Annotated in this window: 18 protein-coding genes and 3 pseudogenes; all 21 read left to right on the forward strand. The window is 56.8% G+C overall.

The window, feature by feature from the left end:
* The first annotated feature begins 27 nt into the window (after window positions 1-27).
* Window positions 28-765, forward strand: a complete 738-nt coding sequence (locus BQ5383_RS05065; protein WP_071429801.1) for a BRO family protein — start codon at window positions 28-30, stop codon at window positions 763-765.
* A gap of 87 nt (window positions 766-852) precedes the next feature.
* On the forward strand, window positions 853-1,353 hold the full coding sequence (locus tag BQ5383_RS05070; protein WP_071429803.1) for a PcfB family protein: 501 nt from the start codon (window positions 853-855) through the stop codon (window positions 1,351-1,353).
* On the forward strand, window positions 1,350-3,179 hold the full coding sequence (locus BQ5383_RS05075) for a VirD4-like conjugal transfer protein, CD1115 family (RefSeq protein ID WP_071429805.1): 1,830 nt from the start codon (window positions 1,350-1,352) through the stop codon (window positions 3,177-3,179). Before BQ5383_RS05070 ends, BQ5383_RS05075 begins: the two co-directional genes overlap by 4 nt.
* 216 nt (window positions 3,180-3,395) lie before the next feature.
* Window positions 3,396-3,524 (forward strand): annotated as a pseudogene (locus tag BQ5383_RS19975) (Maff2 family mobile element protein); the annotation flags it as partial.
* A gap of 282 nt (window positions 3,525-3,806) precedes the next feature.
* Window positions 3,807-4,361, forward strand: coding sequence for a hypothetical protein (locus BQ5383_RS05085; protein ID WP_139193348.1), 555 nt, complete (start codon window positions 3,807-3,809; stop codon window positions 4,359-4,361).
* A gap of 646 nt (window positions 4,362-5,007) precedes the next feature.
* Entirely contained in the window at window positions 5,008-5,406 is a 399-nt protein-coding gene (locus BQ5383_RS05090) for a plasmid mobilization protein (protein WP_071429809.1), read from the forward strand.
* On the forward strand, window positions 5,378-6,994 hold the full coding sequence (locus tag BQ5383_RS05095) for a relaxase/mobilization nuclease domain-containing protein (protein WP_071429812.1): 1,617 nt from the start codon (window positions 5,378-5,380) through the stop codon (window positions 6,992-6,994). The genes BQ5383_RS05090 and BQ5383_RS05095 overlap by 29 nt, the downstream gene beginning before the upstream one ends.
* The gene (locus tag BQ5383_RS05100) at window positions 6,984-7,370 is read left to right on the forward strand and encodes a cysteine-rich VLP domain-containing protein (RefSeq protein ID WP_071429814.1); all 387 of its coding nucleotides are present in this window, start codon (window positions 6,984-6,986) and stop codon (window positions 7,368-7,370) included. The genes BQ5383_RS05095 and BQ5383_RS05100 overlap by 11 nt, the downstream gene beginning before the upstream one ends.
* A 112-nt stretch (window positions 7,371-7,482) precedes the next feature.
* Window positions 7,483-7,608 (forward strand): annotated as a pseudogene (locus BQ5383_RS20630) (phage replisome organizer N-terminal domain-containing protein); the annotation flags it as partial.
* A 92-nt stretch (window positions 7,609-7,700) separates the two neighbouring features.
* A complete protein-coding gene (locus tag BQ5383_RS05110; protein ID WP_071429818.1) occupies window positions 7,701-7,958 on the forward strand; it encodes a hypothetical protein in 258 nt (85 codons plus the stop codon).
* 145 nt (window positions 7,959-8,103) lie between these two features.
* A pseudogene (locus BQ5383_RS05115) lies at window positions 8,104-8,391 on the forward strand (VirB4-like conjugal transfer ATPase, CD1110 family); the annotation flags it as partial.
* A 2-nt stretch (window positions 8,392-8,393) separates the two neighbouring features.
* On the forward strand, window positions 8,394-8,774 hold the full coding sequence (locus tag BQ5383_RS05120; RefSeq protein WP_071429822.1) for a DUF3851 family protein: 381 nt from the start codon (window positions 8,394-8,396) through the stop codon (window positions 8,772-8,774).
* Window positions 8,767-10,500: a C40 family peptidase gene (locus BQ5383_RS05125; protein WP_071429824.1), complete on the forward strand. Its 1,734-nt coding sequence runs from the start codon at window positions 8,767-8,769 to the stop codon at window positions 10,498-10,500. Before BQ5383_RS05120 ends, BQ5383_RS05125 begins: the two co-directional genes overlap by 8 nt.
* A 64-nt stretch (window positions 10,501-10,564) precedes the next feature.
* Complete coding sequence (locus BQ5383_RS05130) at window positions 10,565-11,242, forward strand: phosphoadenosine phosphosulfate reductase (protein WP_437177254.1); 678 nt, start codon at window positions 10,565-10,567, stop codon at window positions 11,240-11,242.
* 6 nt (window positions 11,243-11,248) lie between these two features.
* Window positions 11,249-11,503 (forward strand): DUF4315 family protein, encoded by a 255-nt coding sequence (locus BQ5383_RS05135; protein WP_071429828.1) that lies wholly within the window; start codon window positions 11,249-11,251, stop codon window positions 11,501-11,503.
* A complete protein-coding gene (locus BQ5383_RS05140) occupies window positions 11,493-12,260 on the forward strand; it encodes a DUF4366 domain-containing protein (RefSeq protein WP_071429830.1) in 768 nt (255 codons plus the stop codon). The genes BQ5383_RS05135 and BQ5383_RS05140 overlap by 11 nt, the downstream gene beginning before the upstream one ends.
* Complete coding sequence (locus tag BQ5383_RS05145; RefSeq protein ID WP_071429833.1) at window positions 12,257-12,457, forward strand: hypothetical protein; 201 nt, start codon at window positions 12,257-12,259, stop codon at window positions 12,455-12,457. Before BQ5383_RS05140 ends, BQ5383_RS05145 begins: the two co-directional genes overlap by 4 nt.
* Window positions 12,454-14,553 (forward strand): type IA DNA topoisomerase, encoded by a 2,100-nt coding sequence (locus BQ5383_RS05150; protein ID WP_071429835.1) that lies wholly within the window; start codon window positions 12,454-12,456, stop codon window positions 14,551-14,553. Before BQ5383_RS05145 ends, BQ5383_RS05150 begins: the two co-directional genes overlap by 4 nt.
* Window positions 14,550-14,831, forward strand: coding sequence for an immunoglobulin (locus BQ5383_RS05155; RefSeq protein WP_071429837.1), 282 nt, complete (start codon window positions 14,550-14,552; stop codon window positions 14,829-14,831). The genes BQ5383_RS05150 and BQ5383_RS05155 overlap by 4 nt, the downstream gene beginning before the upstream one ends.
* Window positions 14,832-14,833: 2 nt before the next feature.
* On the forward strand, window positions 14,834-17,818 hold the full coding sequence (locus BQ5383_RS05160; RefSeq protein ID WP_071429839.1) for an LPD16 domain-containing protein: 2,985 nt from the start codon (window positions 14,834-14,836) through the stop codon (window positions 17,816-17,818).
* 1 nt (window position 17,819) lies between these two features.
* Entirely contained in the window at window positions 17,820-18,035 is a 216-nt protein-coding gene (locus tag BQ5383_RS05165; RefSeq protein WP_071429841.1) for a transposon-transfer assisting family protein, read from the forward strand.
* Window positions 18,036-18,078 lie beyond the last annotated feature (43 nt).

The following is an 18,078-nucleotide window of genomic DNA, read 5'->3' on the forward strand; positions in this document are numbered from 1 at the left end:
CTGCTGCACTGCCGAAGGAGGCACGATATGAACCAGATGGAAATTTTCAAAAACCCGGAGTTTGGCAGCATCCGTACTTTTGAGCAGAATGGCAAGGTCCTGTTTTGCGGAAAAGATATTGCCCAAGCACTCGGATACCGACGCCCGGCTGACGCTATCGCGGCCCATTGTAAAGGGGTCTGTGTTTTACCGACCCCTTCTAACGGCGGGATTCAACAAATGAAATTTATCCCCGAAGGCGATGTGTACCGCCTCATTGTCCACAGCAAGCTGCCCTCGGCGGAACGGTTTGAACGCTGGGTGTTCGATGAGGTGCTGCCCAGCATCCGCCAGCATGGGGCCTACATTACCAGGGACAAGCTGTGGGAGGTCGCCACCTCGCCGGAGGCGCTGCTGAAGCTCTGCACCGACCTGCTGGCTGAGCGCGAGAAAAACGCGGCGCTGCGGGAGGACAATGCCCGGCTGCAAAGCAAAGCCGTCTACTACGACCTGTTCATTGACCTGCACCACAGTACCAACCTGCGCACCACCGCCAAGGAGCTGGACGTGCCGGAGCGGCGCTTTGTCCGCTTCCTACTGGAACGGCGATTTGTCTACCGCACTCCTTCCGGCTGCGTGCTGCCCTACGCCAAGAGCGCCAACGATGGGTTGTTCTGTGTGCGGGACTACTACCGCAACGGCCACACCGGCTCCTACACGCTGGTGACGCCCAAGGGCAAACTGCACTTTGCCGGTCTGCGTGACCTGATTCTGGTGACGGTATGACGGGCCGGTATCTTTTGCGACGGTTGGTGGTCCCGCCTTAGTATTCAAGACCATCCACTGCATAACCGACGAAGGGAGGGATGACCTATGCAGGAGGAAGTGGAAAACAGGACTTTGACGCTGGTTGTCAGCGGCACTAAGTTCACCGGCAGGCTGTTCAAGGCCGCCATATCCAAGTACATGGCCCACCGCAGGGAGAAAAAGCTGGAAAAGCAGCGCAGCCGGGATTCTCCCGTTACCCCGAAGGGCAAGCAGACGGTGAAGCAGCTCATCGGGCAGAACCAGGGCGTCTCCAACATCGAGATCAACGACCCGTCCATCCGTGACTTTGAGCGCATCGCCCGCAAGTACGGAGTGGACTATGCGGTGAAAAAAGACCGCAGCACCTCGCCGCCCAAGTACCTGATTTTCTTCAAGGCCCGCGATGCCGACGCCCTGACGGCGGCATTCTCGGAGTACACCCAGAAGAAGGTCAGGAAGGCCGACCGCAGCGAGCGCCCGTCGGTGCTGGAGAAGCTCAGCCACTTCAAGGAGCTTATTAAAAATGCGGTGGTGGACAGGACAAAGCGGAAGGAGCTGGAACGATGAAGCAGCTGAATGTGAAAAAACTGGTGCTGCTGAACCTGCCCTATTTTCTGCTGGGCCTGTTTGCCACCAACTTAGGGGAAGCCTGGCGGCTGGCGACCGGCGCGGATGCCTCGGCCAAGATGCTTTCGTTCTTCTCCACCCTGCCGGTGGCGCTGGGAAGCTGGTGGCCCAGCCTGCACCCGCTGGACCTGGCTGTTGGCCTGTGCTGCGGCGCTGGTCTGCGGCTGGCGGTGTACCTGAAAGGCAAGAACGCCAAGAAATACCGCCATAACGTGGAGTACGGTTCAGCCCGATGGGGCACCCACGACGATATTGCCCCCTATATCGACCCGGTGTTCCAGAATAATGTCATTTTGACCCAGACCGAACGGCTCACTATGTCCAGCCGCCCTAAGAACCCAAAGTATGCGCGCAATAAAAACGTGCTGGTCATCGGCGGTTCCGGCTCCGGCAAGACCCGCTTCTGGCTTAAGCCCAATCTGATGCAGATGCACAGTTCCTATGTGGTCACCGACCCAAAGGGCACCATTCTGGTGGAGTGCGGCAAAATGCTTCAGCGGGGCGCACCCAAGCTGGGCAAGGACGGCAAGCCGATGAAGGACAAAAACGGCAAAGTCATCTATGAGCCGTACCAGATCAAGGTGCTGAACACCATCAACTTCAAGAAGTCCATGCACTATAACCCTTTCAGCTACATCCACAGCGAAAAGGATATTTTGAAGCTGGTCACGACCTTGATTGCGAATACGAAGGGCGAGGGCAAGGCCGGGGACGATTTCTGGGTCAAGGCCGAGACGCTGCTGTACTGCGCGCTCATCGGCTACATCCACTACGAGGCCCCGGTGGAGGAACAGAACTTTTCCACGCTCATCGAGATGATAAACAGCATGGAGGTCCGGGAGGACGATGAGGAGTTCAAAAATGCCGTTGACCTGATGTTTGATGAGCTGAAAGAGCGGGAACCCAACCACTTTGCGGTGCGCCAATATGCCAAATATAAATTGGCCGCAGGCAAAACTGCGAAGTCGATTTTGGTGAGCTGCGGCGCACGGCTGGCGGTGTTCGACATTGCCGAGCTGCGGGAGGTCACAGCCTATGACGAGCTGGAGCTGGACACCCTGGGAGACCGACGAACGGCCTTGTTTCTTATCATGTCGGACACTGATGACAGCTTTAACTTCCTGATCTCCATGTGCTACACGCAGTTGTTTAACTTACTATGCGAAAAGGCTGACGATGTGTACGGCGGGCGGCTGCCGGTTCATGTACGCTGCCTCATTGATGAGTGCGCCAACATCGGCCAGATCCCCAAGCTGGAAAAATTGGTCGCCACCATCCGCAGTCGAGAAATCTCTGCCTGTCTGGTGTTGCAGGCGCAGAGCCAGCTCAAGGCCATCTACAAAGATAACGCCGACACAATCATTGGCAACATGGATACCTCGATCTTTTTGGGCGGCAAAGAACCCACCACGCTCAAAGAACTGGCTGCCGTGCTGGGCAAGGAGACTATCGACACCTACAATGTTGGTGAGAGCCGTGGGCGGGAAACTTCCCATTCGCTCAACTACCAAAAGCTCGGTAAAGAGCTGATGAGCCAAGACGAGTTGGCCGTCATGGACGGCAGCAAGTGCATTTTGCAGCTGCGGGGTGTGCGACCGTTCCTCTCGGACAAGTACGACATCACCCAGCACCCCAATTACAAGCTCACCGCTGATGCTGACCCGAAGAACGCCTTTGACATCGAAGGCTATCTCAAGGCTCGGCTGAAGCTCAAACCCAACCAGGTCTGCGACGTGTATGAGATCGACGCCGCAGCCAACGAATGATGCTCCGCTGTGAAAGGAGGGGTCCTATCTATCCGCCACAACCGCCCCGCTGGGGCCATCGGCGTACAAAGCGGACAATCTCTAATCAAAATAATGAAAAAGGAGGAAGGCCGGAATCAGCCAGCCCGGAAATCGGGCGGCGATTGTCCGGCTTTTGTATGCCTATGAACCATGACTAAATCAATCTTTTTCAAATGATTCCGGCCAACTTTATTTATGGAATTTTTCAATCAGGCAATCACCGTTCTTCAGACCCTCGTTATCGCTCTCGGTGCCGGTCTCGGCGTGTGGGGCGTCATCAATTTGCTGGAAGGTTATGGCAACGATAACCCCGGAGCCAATGCTCATGTGCCATAAAGTAACACGCAAGAATTTATAGACAGCAGCCCACAATCCGCTACTGCTCCAAAGTACACGGGAAAGTCAACGCCGAGGTTGAGGAATATGTGAAGCAGAAGCTAATCGCCGCACTATTCAAGTTTCGCTTTGACCGATAAACTGAAAAACTAAATACCGGCTGTCATTATCGGCGCCACCCAGCAAGTTTACAATTCATCTATTCCCAAAAGTAAGAGGTCATTGTATAATAAAGTCAATGACATAATATTTCGCTCAGAAAGCGTAGGGGTGATTGAAATCGTGAAAAAACGGATATTTTGTTTCTGGTTATTACTTGTTAGTTGTTTATTTCTTTCATCGTGTGCAAACCATCCTGTACAATGGAATGGAAATACTGTGTACACTCACATAACAATGGCGTTAGATGAAACAGATTTATACCAATATGTCGGAGCGGTAGATTATATATTTGTGGGTGTGGTACAGGAAGCAAACACAAATATTACCGAAGATAATGATAAAAGCACTTATAAAATTGAGGTGACGGATAATCTGAAAGGAGAGTTAGCTGACGAGATAGAATGTAGTAAGCACGGGGGAATATTAAAAGATGGAACCATGCTTCTGTATGAGTCTGACAATCTTCAAGATGTCGGGTTACCAGAGGTTGGAAGCACTTATATATTCATGGCTTATGCTCAACCAGATGGCAGCTTATTATTATCTGAATTTTGGGGTAATGTGGAATTTTCGGAGGAAGAATTAAATAGATTTTATAATTATATAGAAAATGAAATCCCCTATGAACGGGAGCGATTTTCCTCCGAATATGATGCCTCATAATTTGTGAAAACACAAATCATAACAAAAAAATAACTGAATACCAGCCGCCCACCGGCGGCCAGTGAAAGCAGTAAGTCTGAAAAAGATTTGCTGCTTTTTTTGTTGTCCCGGCTCCGTTCCCGGCCATTTTGCCCTGTTCAGATTGTAGTAGTAAGTGAAAGGGGAATTTTTTTGCCCCGGCGTTTGGCATTTCCGATTTTTGTCCGTAGTAAGAAGCAAAGAGAAAATAAGCCGTTTTGTTTGGCAAATTTCAAAACGCGGTGTTGTAGGGAGTGAAAGGAAAAATTCTCTGCCCCGCCGGTTGCCAAAATCCCTGTTCCCGGATTACTAAGGCAAAAGAAATTTTGAAAAATCCCTGTCCAGCGGGTAGCTGGCGGCCTTTGAAATGTATCTTTAGCGGAAAGGAAAAAAGGCCGCCCACAGCGGGCCGCAAGCCCTGTCCTGTCCGTTCTATGTACGGAAAAACCAGACTGGGGCAGTCTGCGGCAGTTACAGAGCAAGTTTCTACCACGGTGCCAAAATCCGCAATTCTGCGGTTTTTCCCCTCGCGGGAAACTTGTTGGGGAGTGCCTTCCCCAAACCCTGCTTTGCGGCTTGCGCCGCTTATCCCCGCCGCGCTCATGCGGCAAGAAAGGAGGTCACGACCATGCGAAAGAAATACAACACACCCCACCGCAGCCGCGTTGTGAAAACCCGGCTGTCCGAAGAAGAATACGCCGACTTCACAGCGCGGCTTGCGCCCTATGGTATCAGCCAGTCCGAATTTCTCCGGCAGGCGATACGGCGCACCGCCATACGCCCCGTTATCCATGTGTCGGCGGTCAATGACGAGCTGCTTTCCGCTGTCGGAAAACTCACAGCCGAGTACGGCAGGATCGGCGGCAACCTCAACCAGATTGCCCGGTATCTGAACGAGTACGGCGCACCCTACAATGCGCTGTCCGGCGAAGTACGCGCTGCCATAGCCGACCTTGCCGCCCTCAAGTATGAAGTCTTACAGAAAGTAGGTGACGCGGTTGGCAACACTCAAGCATATCAACTCTAAAAATGCCGACTACGGAGCCGCCGAACAATACCTGCTGTTTGAGCATGACGAGTTTACCATGAAGCCCGTCCTTGATGAAACCGGCAGGCTTATCCCCCGCGAGGACTACCGGCTGTCAACACTGAACTGCGGCGGCGAGGATTTTGCCGTTGCCTGTATGCGGGCAAATCTCCGCTACGGGAAGAACCAGCGGCGGGAAGATGTGAAAAGCCACCACTATATCATCAGCTTTGACCCACGGGACGGCCCAGACAACGGCTTGACCGTAGACCGGGCGCAGGAATTGGGCGAGAAGTTTTGCGCCGAGCATTTCCCCGGCCACCAAGCCCTTGTATGCACCCACCCGGACGGGCATAACCACAGCGGCAACATTCATGTGCATATCGTCATTAACAGCCTGCGGATTGAGGAAGTGCCGTTCCTGCCCTATATGGACAGGCCAGCCGACACAAAAGCCGGTTGCAAGCACCGCTGTACCGACGCGGCCTTGCGCTACTTCAAATCCGAAGTCATGGAGATGTGCCACCGGGAGGGGCTTTACCAAATCGACCTCTTGAACGGCAGCAAGAACCGCGTCACAGACCGGGAATATTGGGCGCAGAAAAAGGGACAGGCCGCGCTGGACAAGCAGAACGCCCCCATGATTGCAGGCGGTATCACGCCCCGGCAGACCAAGTTTGAAACAAACAAGGAGAAGCTGCGGCAGACCATACGCGCCGCGCTGTCAGCGGCGGCCTCATTCGAGGACTTTTCCTCTCTGCTGCTTCGGGAGGGTGTGACCGTCAAGGAAAGCCGGGGGCGGCTGTCCTATCTCACGCCGGACAGGACAAAGCCCATTACCGCCCGCAAGCTGGGCGACGATTTTGACCGCGCCGCTGTCCTTTCCTTTTTGGAGCAGAACGACGCCAGAGCCGCAGAAAAGGCCGCGGCTATATCCAGCACCCCGCCCTCTATCCAAGACCAACTGCGGGCAGACAGAGCCGCCCGAACTGCGCCGAATGTGCAGCGGCTTGTGGACATTGAGCAGAAGAAAGCCGAGGGCAAAGGCCGGGGCTATGAACGCTGGGCGACCATGCACAACCTCAAACAAATGGCCGCGACGCTGAATGTGTATCAGCAGTACGGCTTCACTTCCCCGGAGCAGTTAGAAGCCGCCGTTGATACCGCCTATCAGGAAATGCGCCAGACCAGCGGCGAACTGAAAGCACTGGAAACGAAGCTGCAAGGGAAAAAGGAGTTGCAGCAACAGGTACTTGCTTACGCCAAGACCAAGCCCGCCCGCGACGGGCTGAAAGCGCAGAAATCCCCCAAAGCCCGCGAAGCATACCGGCAGGCGCATGAGAGCGACTTTATCATAGCCGACGCAGCCGCCCGGTATTTCCGGGAGCATGGCATTACCAAGCTGCCCGCCCGGAAAGCGTTGCGGGACGAGATCGAGCAGCTTGTTTCCAAGAAATCCGGCCTGTATAACACCTACCACGAACAGAAACAGCGGTATGCGGAGTTGCAGACCGTCAAGCGGAATATCGACCAGATTTTGCGCCGGAGCGAGCCACAGCGCAGAAAGGAGCAGAGCCATGAGCGATAAGCTGCCCCGCATGGACTACCGCCAGCACCGGCGGGCGCGGCGGCTGGTACATGAGTGCTGTAACTACGACGGGGGGAACTGCCTGCTGTTAGACGACGGGGAGCCTTGCGTGTGCGTCCAGAGCATTTCCCTTTCCCTCATGTGCCGGTGGTTCCGTGTGGCTGTCCTGCCCCTTGACGGGGAACTGGCCGCAGCCCTCTTGTACCGGGGGAGCCGGAAACGGTGCGCCGTCTGCGGGGCGGCCTTTGTCCCCAAATCCAACCGGGGAAAATACTGCCCCGACTGCGCCGGACACATGAAGAAAATCAAAGCTGCCGAGCGAAAGCGGAAACAAAGGCATAAATGTCACGCTTTAGAGCCTTTCAAACCCGCATAAATCAAGGCTTTTTTCGTGGGTGTCAAAGGGTGTGCGATACATTTATCCTTTTCCCCCGGAAACAGCGTTCTAAATGCGTACAAACGCCCCAAATCCACCCAAAGGAGGAACCATGTCAGACAACCGAAAATACTACTACCTCAAGCTGAAAGAGAATTACTTTGACGAGGACGCTATCGTGCTGCTGGAAAGTATGCAGGACGGAATTGCAATACCACACACTTCCCTGGTAAACTACAATCTAAATTGGACAACCTTCCAAACAGCATCGTCAGGTTCTATCAAGAACTTCATAACGGCTTCTTTTACTATGCAAGCGGAGGAATGGGATTGTTAGAATCCAATGATATTGTTGTATTTGATGATGAAGAATGGGGTATTCTTGATGATTTAAAACATCCATTGAAAATTTATCTGCCAACTACTTTTGGAATATTTGGTTCTGGAATGGGCGGATATGTTGCAGTGGATTTGTCTGATTGTGATAGTTGTAAGGCAACATTGTGGTTTAGCAATCGACAGCCCAAGTATGATATAAACTTTTGGGATATTGTCGATGAATGGATTGTACTTGGAATGCAAGGGTAAATTATTTTATAGGCGCGACAGATAGGCTGCGCTTTTCCCATATCGAAAACTGAATACGAAACCCAACAACCGGCGCTTGCCATTTTCCTTGTGAGAATGACAGGCGCTTTTCTTATTTTCGGAGGATTTGCCTAATCACAATCAGATTACTCAGAACGTGAAGGATCTTCTTGCGTCCCGCGAGGTAGAGAACATCTTCGAGAACTCCGACTTCGTGTATATGCTCAACCAGGCGGGCGGTGACCGACAGATTCTCGCCAAACAGCTGGGCATTTCCCCGCACCAGCTGTCCTATGTGACCCATTCCGGCGAGGGCGAAGGGCTGCTGTTCTACGGTTCCACGATTTTGCCTTTCGTGGACCACTTCCCGAAAAACACCGAGCTGTACCGCATTATGACCACAAAACCACAGGAAATAAAGGAGGCCGATTGATTATGAAACCCGAAATTTTGAACAATGACCACATGATGTTTTTGGATCGGGCGTTGGAGACCCAGCGCACCGCACTGCTGACGGCGATGGCCGACGCGGTTGCCGAGTGCCGCACGGCGGCAGACCAGGCGGTGGAGTTGACCGAGACCGGCGAGATCGGCCTGCTGCGCTTGGTGGAGATTTTGTGCGCCGCCAAAGTCCAGCGGGGCCAGACCGGCGGGGCCGTGCTGGAAGGCACCGAAGTCCAGATTCTGGCGGATGCGCTGGCCCAGCTTTACGCCTGCCTGACCGAGTGCCGCTTTGTGGGGCCGATGGGGCTGGCGGCCTATGCGGAGCTTTCCGGCATGATGGCCTCCCTCATGCTGGGAGAATGGTTTGATTAAGGAACCGCGCCTGCGCTTCACGGAGGAAGAACAGGCGGACCCGGCATTGGGAAAGCCCGTCCGCAAGGCGGAAAAGGCCGCCGCCAAAGCGGACAAGGCGCAGGCAAAAATTCCAAAAAAGCAGGTCAAACGGACCGAGGTGGACCCCAAGACCGGCAAGGTCACAACCAAGCTGGTGTTGGAGGATAAGCCCCGGCCGCCCTCCAAGCTGTCCCATTCTCTGCGGGATGCGCCGGGCAATGCAGTGGCAGGCAAGATTCACCAGGAGATTCAGGAGTCCGAGGATGACAACGTGGGCGTGGAGAGCGCCCACAAGTCCGAGGAAGCCGTGGAGACTGGCGTGCATCTGGTCCAGGAGGGCTACCGCAGCCACAAGCTGAAACCCTACCGCAAGGCCGCCCAGGCCGAGCGACAGCTGGAAAAGGCCAACATCAATGCACTGTACCAGAAGTCGTTGCAGGACAATCCCCAGGCTGCGAGTAACCCGCTGTCCCGGTGGCAGCAGAAGCAGCAGATCAAAAAGCAGTACGCCGCTGCCAAACGGGCCGCACAGTCCGGCGGGACCGCCGCTGGTGCCGCCCAGAAATCCGGCAAGGCGGCCAAAACGGTCAAAGAAAAGGCCCAGCAGGCCGGTGCCTATGTGATGCAGCACAAGAAAGGCTTCATCATGGTGCTGGCGATTTTCCTGCTGATCTGCCTGCTGCTCAACACTATGTCCTCCTGCTCCATGATGGCGCAGAGCATCGGTTCGATGATTTCCGGCACCACCTACCCTTCGGATGACCCGGAACTGGTGGCGGTGGAGGCGGACTATGCAGCCAAGGAGGCCGCGCTGCAAGCCGAGATCGACAACATCGAGAGCAGCCATCCCGGCTATGACGAGTACCGCTATGACCTGGATATGATCGGCCACGACCCCCACGAGCTGGCGGCCTACCTGTCTGCCGTCTTGCAGGGCTACACGCGAGCAAGCGCCCAGGCGGAGCTGGAACGCATCTTCAATGCCCAGTACCGGCTGACGCTGACCGAGGAAGTGGAGGTGCGCTACCGCACCGAGACCCGGACCGACAGTGAGGGCAACGAGTATGACGTTGAGGTGCCCTATAACTACTACATCTTAAATGTGACCCTCACCAGCAAGCCCATATCCTCTGTGGCTTCGGAGTTGTTGACGCCGGATCAGCTGGAGATGTATCAGGTGTACCGGCAGACGCTGGGCAACAAGCCGCTGATCTTCGGCGGTGGTTCCGTCGACACCAGCGACTCCGAGAGCTTGGCCGGTGTGGAGTTTGTGAACGGAACACGGCCCGGCAATCAGGCGGTGGTGGACATCGCCAAAAGCCAGGTGGGCAATGTGGGCGGCCAGCCCTACTGGAGCTGGTACGGATTTACCTCCCGTGTGGAGTGGTGCGCCTGCTTCGTCTCCTGGTGTTACGGCCAGATGGGGTTATCCGAACCTCGCTTTGCCGCCTGTCAGTCCCAGGGCGTCCCCTGGTTCCAGTCGCACGGTCAGTGGGGTGCGCGGGGATATGAAAACATCGCTCCCGGCGACGCCATCTTCTTTGACTGGGATTTGGACGGGTCCGCCGACCATGTGGGCATCGTGGTGGGCACCGACGGCAGCCGCGTCTACACCGTGGAGGGCAACAGCGGCGACGCCTGCAAGATTAAAAGCTACTCGCTGACTTATGAGTGCATCAAGGGCTACGGCCTGATGAACTGGTGATTTTTTCGGAGGTATAAAACTGAATATTGTATCTTTTGGGGGCGGCACGAACAGTGCCGCCCTTTTGGTTGGGCTTCATCAGCATGAGATTCCCGTTGACCTCATCACCTTTGCGGACACCGGGGCGGAGCATCCACATACCTACCGCTTTCTGGAAATCATGAACCGGTGGCTGCAAGAACACAGGATGCCACACATTACGGTGGTGAAGAATGTAGACCGCAGTGGCAACCGGCTAACCCTGGAAACGGAGTGCCTGCGTTCGGGGACGCTGCCCTCCATCGCCTACGGCTTCAAGCGGTGCTCGCAGAAGCACAAAATCGGCCCGCAGGAAAAGTTCTGCAACCACCATCCGCAATGCCGCGCCGTGTGGCAGGCGGGCGAACGGGTCACGCGGTTCATTGGCTACGACGCCGGGGAGCAGAAACGGTACGAACATTCCAAAAAGTACAATGAAGCGGACAAAAAGTATAAGAACCGCTATCCGCTGATTGAGGACTGGCACTGGACGCGGGACGATTGTATCCGGGCAATCCAGGAGGCTGGTCTGCCTCTGCCCGGTAAATCGTCCTGCTTTTTCTGCCCCAGCATGAAGCGGGACGAAGTAGAAGCCCTGAAACGGCAACACCCCGACCTGTACCGTCGGGCGCTTGCCATTGAGGAAAACGCAATGCCCCATCTCAAGACCGTCAAGGGATTGGGGCGCAACTACGCTTGGAAAGAGCGATATGGAATGGAGTGATTGACTATGGCTAAGAACAAAATCGAGCGCATCGACCAGGAGATCGCCAAAACCCGCGAGAAAATCGCGGAGCAGCAGGAAAAGCTGAAGGCCCTGGAAGCGCAGAAAACTGAAGCGGAAAATCTGGAGATTGTCCAGATGGTGCGCGCCCTGCGCATGACCCCGGCCCAGTTGAACGCCCTGCTGGCTGGCGGAATGGTGCCCGGCCAGGAAGCGATTCCCGCCAATTCCGAACAGGAGGACATGACCCATGAAGAATAAGAAGATTTTCAGAACCCTTGCCGCCCTTTGCACCTCTCTGGTGCTGATGGGCGGCTTTTCTGTGACCGCCTTTGCCCAAGGCACGGACCCCGCGCCGACGGCCACACCGGAAGCTGATGCCACCAATGACAGCAATGTGGTGGTGGAGGAAACCGAGGACAGCCCGCCGCTGACCCCGGAGGGCAACGCCGCCCTGGTGGATGACTTTGGCGGCAACAAGCAGCTCATCACAGTCACCACCAAGGCGGGCAACTACTTCTACATCCTCATTGACCGTGCCAACGAGGACAAGGAGACCGCCGTCCACTTCTTAAACCAGGTGGATGAGGCCGATCTGGAGGCACTGATGGAGGACGGCCAGACCACAGAGGAAACCCCTGCCGTCTGCAACTGTACGGAGAAGTGTGCGGCGGGCGCAGTGAATACGGCTTGTCCGGTCTGCGCCGTGGATATGGCTGGATGCACGGGTCAGGAGCCGGAACCTACGCCCACCCCGGAGACGGAGGCTGAGCCGGAAACCGAACCGGCGGGGCTGAATCCGGCGTTTTTGCTGGTGGTGCTGGCCGCGCTGGGTGGCATCGGTGCGCTGGTCTACTTCAAATTCATCAAGCAGAAGCCCAAGACCAAGGGCAGCGATAACTTAGATGATTACGATTATGGCGCAGATGAAGAACTCCCGGAGGATGAGACCTGGGAGACCGAGCCGGAGGAAGCCGACGGGGGCGGCGATGAAGAAAGCGAGAACCCGGTCAAATGACCCGGTTCACCGACAGCCCCTTTGAACCCATGATGATGCGCAGGCCGGAGGGCGGGAAGGCAGTTTCCCGTCCTCCCTCTTTATCTCCCGGCCACCCCTGCTATGGCTGTGGAAACTACCGCCCCGGCCAGCCCTGCGTGGGATTCTGCCACAAGGAGCTGACCGCATGGCTGCGCGAAAGGAGGAGACAGAAATGAAATTGGTAATTGCCGAGAAACCTTCGGTTGCAAATTCGTTGGCCGCTGTACTGGGCGCTACCACCCGCAGGGACGGCTACCTGGAGGGCGGCGGCTGGCTGGTGAGCTGGTGCCTGGGGCATCTGGCCGGGCTGGCCGATGCCGCCACCTATAATCCTGACTACGCCAAGTGGCGCTATGATGACCTGCCGATTTTGCCGGAGACCTGGCGCTTCACCATCGCCAAGGACAAACGGGATCAGTTCGATGTGCTGCGTACCCTGCTGCGGCGGGAGGACGTGACCGAGGTAGTCAACGCCTGCGATGCCGGGCGCGAGGGTGAGTTGATTTTCCGCACCGTTTACTGTCTGGCGGGCTGCACCAAGCCCATGAAACGGTTGTGGATCAGCAGCATGGAGGATTCCGCCATCCGGGAGGGCTTTGCCAACCTGCGCCCCGGTGCGGACTATGACGGTCTGCATCAGGCAGCCCTCTGCCGGGCCAAGGCCGACTGGCTGGTGGGCATCAACGCCACCCGCCTCTTTTCGGTGCTGTATCACCGTACCCTCAACATTGGCCGCGTTATGTCCCCGACGTTGGCGCTCATCGTCCAGCGGGAGGCCGAGATCGACGCCTTCAAGCCGGTGCCGTTTTATACGGTGGTGCTGGAACTGCCCGGCTTTTCCGCTGCCAGCTCTCGGATGGACAATAAAGGCACTGCCGAGCAACTGCGGCAAGCCAGCGAGGGCGGCATGGCCACGGTCAAACAGGTGGAGCGCAAGGACAAAACCGAGAAGCCGCCCGCCCTCTACGACCTGACCACTCTCCAGCGGGATGCCAACCGCTTGCTGGGCTTCACGGCGCAGCAGACATTGGATTACCTGCAAAACCTCTATGAAAAGAAGCTCTGCACCTATCCCCGGACGGACAGCCGCTACCTGACTTCCGACATGGCCGAGGGCCTGCCGGTGCTGGTGAATCTGGTCGCCAACGCCATGCCGTTCCGCAAGGGCATCGCCATTTCCTGCGATGCGGCGGCGGTCATCAACGACAAGAAAGTGACCGACCACCATGCGGTGATCCCCACCCGCAGCATCCGGGAGGCGAACTTGTCTGCTTTGCCGGTGGGCGAACGGGCAATTCTGGAGCTGGTGGCCCTGCGGCTGCTGTGCGCGGTGGCCCCGCCCTATACCTACGCCGAGACCGCTATCACGGTGGAGTGCGATGGCGCGGAGTTCACCGCCAAAGGCCGCACGGTGAAGCAGCCTGGCTGGCGGGAACTGGACGCCGCCTACCGCGCCAGTATGAAAAATGCGGAGCCGGACAACGACAACGAAAGCAAGGCGCTGCCGGAGCTGACCGAAGGCCAGGAGCTGCCGGTAGCCGGTGCCGCCGTCAAGGCGGGTAAGACCACCCCGCCCAAGCACTTCACCGAGGACACCTTACTCTCCGCGATGGAGACTGCCGGAAAAGATGATATGCCGGAAGATGCCGAGCGCAAAGGTCTCGGCACCCCCGCCACCCGCGCCGGGATTTTGGAAAAGTTGGTCTCCACGGGCTTCCTGAAACGAAAAAAGAGCAAAAAAACCGTACAGCTTCTGCCATCCCATGACGCACTTTCCTTGATTACTGTCCTGCCGGAGCAGCTGCAATCCCCGCTGCTGACCGCCGAGTGGGAGTACCGGCTGGGCGAGATCGAGCGCGGCGAGCTGGCCCCGGAGGACTTCATGGACGGGATCTGCGCCATGCTGAAAGAACTGGTGGGAACCTATCAGGTCATCAAAGGTAGCGAGTACCTGTTCACCCCGCCCCGCGAGGTGGTGGGCAAATGCCCCCGCTGCGGCGGCGAGGTTGCAGAAATGCAAAAGGGCTTCTTCTGCCAAGACAAATCCTGCAAATTTGCAATCTGGAAAAACAGCAAGTGGTGGACCGCGAAGCGCAAACAGCCCACCAAGGCCATTGTGGCGGTGCTGCTCAAAGATGGCCGCGCCCGTGTGACCGGGTTGTACTCCGAAAAGAGCGGCAAAACCTACGACGCCACCGTGGTGCTGGAAGATACCGGCCAGTATGTCAATTTCAAGCTGGACTTTGACCGGCAGAAAGGCGGCGGCAAATGAAACTGAGTTTATATGAACAGGAAACCATTATCCTCTACAACCAGGCCGAGGCCACCGCCGAGGTCTACACCCATGACCCGAAGCTGTTGGAGAAGCTGCGGCGGCTGGCGGAGAAGTACCCGGACCAGATCGTAAAAAAAGACCGTCAGACCTTTACGGTGCCCAAACGCTGCGTGTCTGTCCGGGAACCGTACAGCGCCGAGCGCCGCAAGGCCGCCAGTGAACGAGCCAAGGCCGCCGGGTACAGGCCGCCCGTCCCTAAAGCGGGTGACAAGTGAGCATGGGCGAGAGTGTCTTTGAAGTCGTGAAACAGTCCGTCACCGCCAGGGAGGCGGCGGAAATGTACGGCATCGCGGTGGGGCGCGGCGGCATGGCCTGCTGTCCCTTCCACGATGACCGCCACCCCAGCATGAAGCTGAACGAGGACTACTTTTACTGTTTTGGTTGCGGGGCAACTGGCGACGTGATCGACTTCACCGCCCGGCTCTATGACCTGTCCCCCAAGGAGGCCGCCGAAAAGCTGGCCCTGGATTTTGGCCTGGCCTATGACAGTCAGGCCCCTCCCCGGAGGCGTTACGTCCGGCAGAAAACCGAGGCGCAGAAATTAAAGGAAAAACGGGAACATGGGTGGCGTGTTCTGGCGGACTACTACCACTTGCTCCGAAAATGGGAAACCGATTATTCCCCCAAAACGCCGGACGAGAACCCGCATCCCCGTTTTATGGAGGCTATTCAAAAGAAAGATTACATGGGCTATCTGCTGGATACGTTTCTCGACAGCAGCACCGAGGCACAGGACCAATGGATTGCAGAACACACTGCTGAAATCTCGGCCATAGAAGGGAGAGTGAAAATCATGGCTGACAAACCCACCAACCGGGAGCGGTTGCAGGAAATCACGGCGGGCATTGAACAGGGCATCAAGGAGCTGTTCGAGAGCGACAAATACCGCCGTTACCTGTCCGTGATGTCCCGCTTCCACCGCTACTCCGTCAACAACACCATGCTCATCTATATGCAGCGCCCGGACGCTACGCTGGTGGCCGGTTACAACAAGTGGAAAAATCAGTTTTCCCGCCATGTGAAGCGGGGTGAACACGGCATTACCATCATTGCCCCGACACCATATAAGAAGAAAATCGAGGAGCAGAAGCTGGACCCGGACACCAAAGCCCCTATGCTGGATAAGGATGGCAAGGTCATCATGGAGGAAAAGGAGATCGAGATCCCACTGTTCCGCCCGGTGAAGGTGTTTGACGTCAGCCAGACGGACGGAAAGCCCCTGCCGGAGTTGGCCTCCAGCCTGTCCGGCAACGTCCAGAACTATGAGGTATTTATGGAGGCTCTGCGCCGGTCCGCCCCGGTCCCCATCGAGTTTGAGCCGATGGATGCAAACATGGACGGCTATTTTTCCTCCGATCAGCAGCGGATCGCCATTCGGGAAGGCATGAGCGAGGTGCAGACCGTTTCCGCTGCCGTGCATGAGACCGCCCACAGCAAGCTACACGACCCGAAGCGGACGAAACCCGAACCCACCTGGAAGGTGGTCATGGTCAGCGACGGCGGGACCAAGCGGGACTTTTCCCAGGGCTTTGCAACCGAAGCAGAGGCGGAACAGTTCGCTGCCGGTGCAGACTGGCGCTTTGTGGACGAGAATCAGTTCGAGTGGCGTCTGGAGGTGGAGGAAGATCACGTTGCCGAGGTTCAGGCAGCGAAGGATCGGCATACGGAGGAAGTCCAGGCGGAGAGCATCTCCTATGCGGTTTGCCAGTATTACGGTATCCAGACTGCCGACAACAGCTTCGGCTATATCGCCAGTTGGAGCCAGGGCAAGGAACTGAAGGAGCTGCGGGCCAGTCTGGAGGTTATCAATAAGACCGCCGGTGAGCTGATTTCCGATATTGACCGGCACTACAAGGAAATTTGTAAGGAGCGCGGCATTGACCTGACCGCCCAGCCGGAACAGGCGGTGCCCCGGCAGGAGGCCGCGCCGGAACTGGCTCCGGAGGTCGCTGTTCAGCAGCCCACAGAGGAAACGCCTAATACACCTGCCCCCAGCGCCGAAGCCCAGGAGGCCCTGTTGCTGGTTGATGATGCCACCTATCTTCATGTTCAGCCCTGTGACACCGGCTGGGACTACACGCTCTACGACGCCGCCACCATGAAGCAGTTGGACGGCGGCCAGCTGGATGCGCCGGAGCTGCCGCTGTCCACCGCTGCGCTGAAAATCTGTGAGATGCACGGCATGGGCGGCCAGTCCATTCGGTATGCGCCGCTGTCCATGATTGAGACCTTGCAGGAGGCGGCCCAGGCAGCTGTGCCGGAAGTCACCCAGCTGCCGGATGCCCCGGAGCAGACACTGGACGAATACCCTATGCCGGACCCGACGTTGACCCAGGACGATCTGGAAAAGTGCGGCTATCTGGACAGCGACCTTCTGCCCCTTTCCAAAGAGCGGGCCTACGAGCTGATGGCGCAGGACCTAACCGTTTACATGGTCCAGCAGGGCGAAAACCCCGCGATGGCCTTTGATACCGCCGACCTGGACGCCCACGATGGCATTTTTGCCGTCACCCGTGAGGAATGGGAGGATAGTCCCTCCTTTGATGCTCAGGTCATGGACCGCATGGACCACCAGCAGGAACGGGAGCAGGCGTTTCTCAACCACAAGGGCGATTGCTATGCCATCTATCAGGTGAAGCACACCGATGAGCTGAGGGACATCCGCTATGAAGGGCTGGAATGGGTCAAGTCCATCGGGCGGACTGTGCAGCGCGATAACTACGATCTGGTCTATACTGCGCCGCTCACACCCGGCGACCTGAAAGGCAGCGTGCTGGATAATCTCGAATACCGCTTCAACAACGAACACCCTGCCGACTACCGCCACCCGTCTATGAGCGTCAGCGACATCGTTGCCATCAAGCAGGACGGCAAGGTATCCTGTCATTACTGCGACAGTTTTGGCTTTCAGCAAATCCCCGGCTTCCTGCCGGACAATCCGCTGAAAAGTGCGGAGATGACGGTTGAGGACGACTACGGCATGATCGACGGCGTTATCAACAATGGCCCCAAGGAGCCGACGGTGGCTCAGCTGGAACAGCAGGCCCGCAGCGGTCAGCCCATCTCTCTCATGGATTTGGCGGCCGCCGCCCACCGGGAAGATCGGGACAAGAAGAAGTCCGTCATGGACCAGCTGAAAAGCCAGCCTAAATCCGAACATAAAAAGACAGCGCCCAAAAAGAGCGCGGAAAGGGAGATCTGATATGAACGCTATGACCTTTGAAGAAACCAACCTGCTGTGCATCTACAACCCCGGCAGTCGCCTGGGAGCCATCGAGGCGCTGTCCGAGATGCGTGGCCATTTGGAGCCGGACGAGACCGAACTGCTGGCCCTGACCAACAGCACCCTCGCCAAGCTCCGAGTTATGACTGATACCGAGTTTGACGAGCTGGAACTGTACCCTGATTTTGACGAGTAACACCCTGTTTTGACCAGCCGGGGCGGCCACCGTGCCGCCCCTT

The sequence above is a fragment of the Angelakisella massiliensis genome, assembly GCF_900104675.1.
Lineage (GTDB): Bacteria > Bacillota > Clostridia > Oscillospirales > Ruminococcaceae > Angelakisella > Angelakisella massiliensis.

What these genes read in the sequence shown, in the direction of transcription:
- BQ5383_RS05065 (WP_071429801.1), top strand. Translation starts at nt 28, where the DNA reads ATGAACCAGATGGAAATTTTCAAAAACCCGGAGTTTGGCAGCATCCGT.
- BQ5383_RS05070 (WP_071429803.1), top strand. Translation starts at nt 853, where the DNA reads ATGCAGGAGGAAGTGGAAAACAGGACTTTGACGCTGGTTGTCAGCGGC.
- BQ5383_RS05075 (WP_071429805.1), top strand. Translation starts at nt 1,350, where the DNA reads ATGAAGCAGCTGAATGTGAAAAAACTGGTGCTGCTGAACCTGCCCTAT.
- BQ5383_RS05090 (WP_071429809.1), top strand. Translation starts at nt 5,008, where the DNA reads ATGCGAAAGAAATACAACACACCCCACCGCAGCCGCGTTGTGAAAACC.
- BQ5383_RS05100 (WP_071429814.1), top strand. Translation starts at nt 6,984, where the DNA reads ATGAGCGATAAGCTGCCCCGCATGGACTACCGCCAGCACCGGCGGGCG.
- BQ5383_RS05120 (WP_071429822.1), top strand. Translation starts at nt 8,394, where the DNA reads ATGAAACCCGAAATTTTGAACAATGACCACATGATGTTTTTGGATCGG.
- BQ5383_RS05135 (WP_071429828.1), top strand. Translation starts at nt 11,249, where the DNA reads ATGGCTAAGAACAAAATCGAGCGCATCGACCAGGAGATCGCCAAAACC.
- BQ5383_RS05140 (WP_071429830.1), top strand. Translation starts at nt 11,493, where the DNA reads ATGAAGAATAAGAAGATTTTCAGAACCCTTGCCGCCCTTTGCACCTCT.
- BQ5383_RS05145 (WP_071429833.1), top strand. Translation starts at nt 12,257, where the DNA reads ATGACCCGGTTCACCGACAGCCCCTTTGAACCCATGATGATGCGCAGG.
- BQ5383_RS05150 (WP_071429835.1), top strand. Translation starts at nt 12,454, where the DNA reads ATGAAATTGGTAATTGCCGAGAAACCTTCGGTTGCAAATTCGTTGGCC.
- BQ5383_RS05155 (WP_071429837.1), top strand. Translation starts at nt 14,550, where the DNA reads ATGAAACTGAGTTTATATGAACAGGAAACCATTATCCTCTACAACCAG.
- BQ5383_RS05160 (WP_071429839.1), top strand. Translation starts at nt 14,834, where the DNA reads ATGGGCGAGAGTGTCTTTGAAGTCGTGAAACAGTCCGTCACCGCCAGG.
- BQ5383_RS05165 (WP_071429841.1), top strand. Translation starts at nt 17,820, where the DNA reads ATGAACGCTATGACCTTTGAAGAAACCAACCTGCTGTGCATCTACAAC.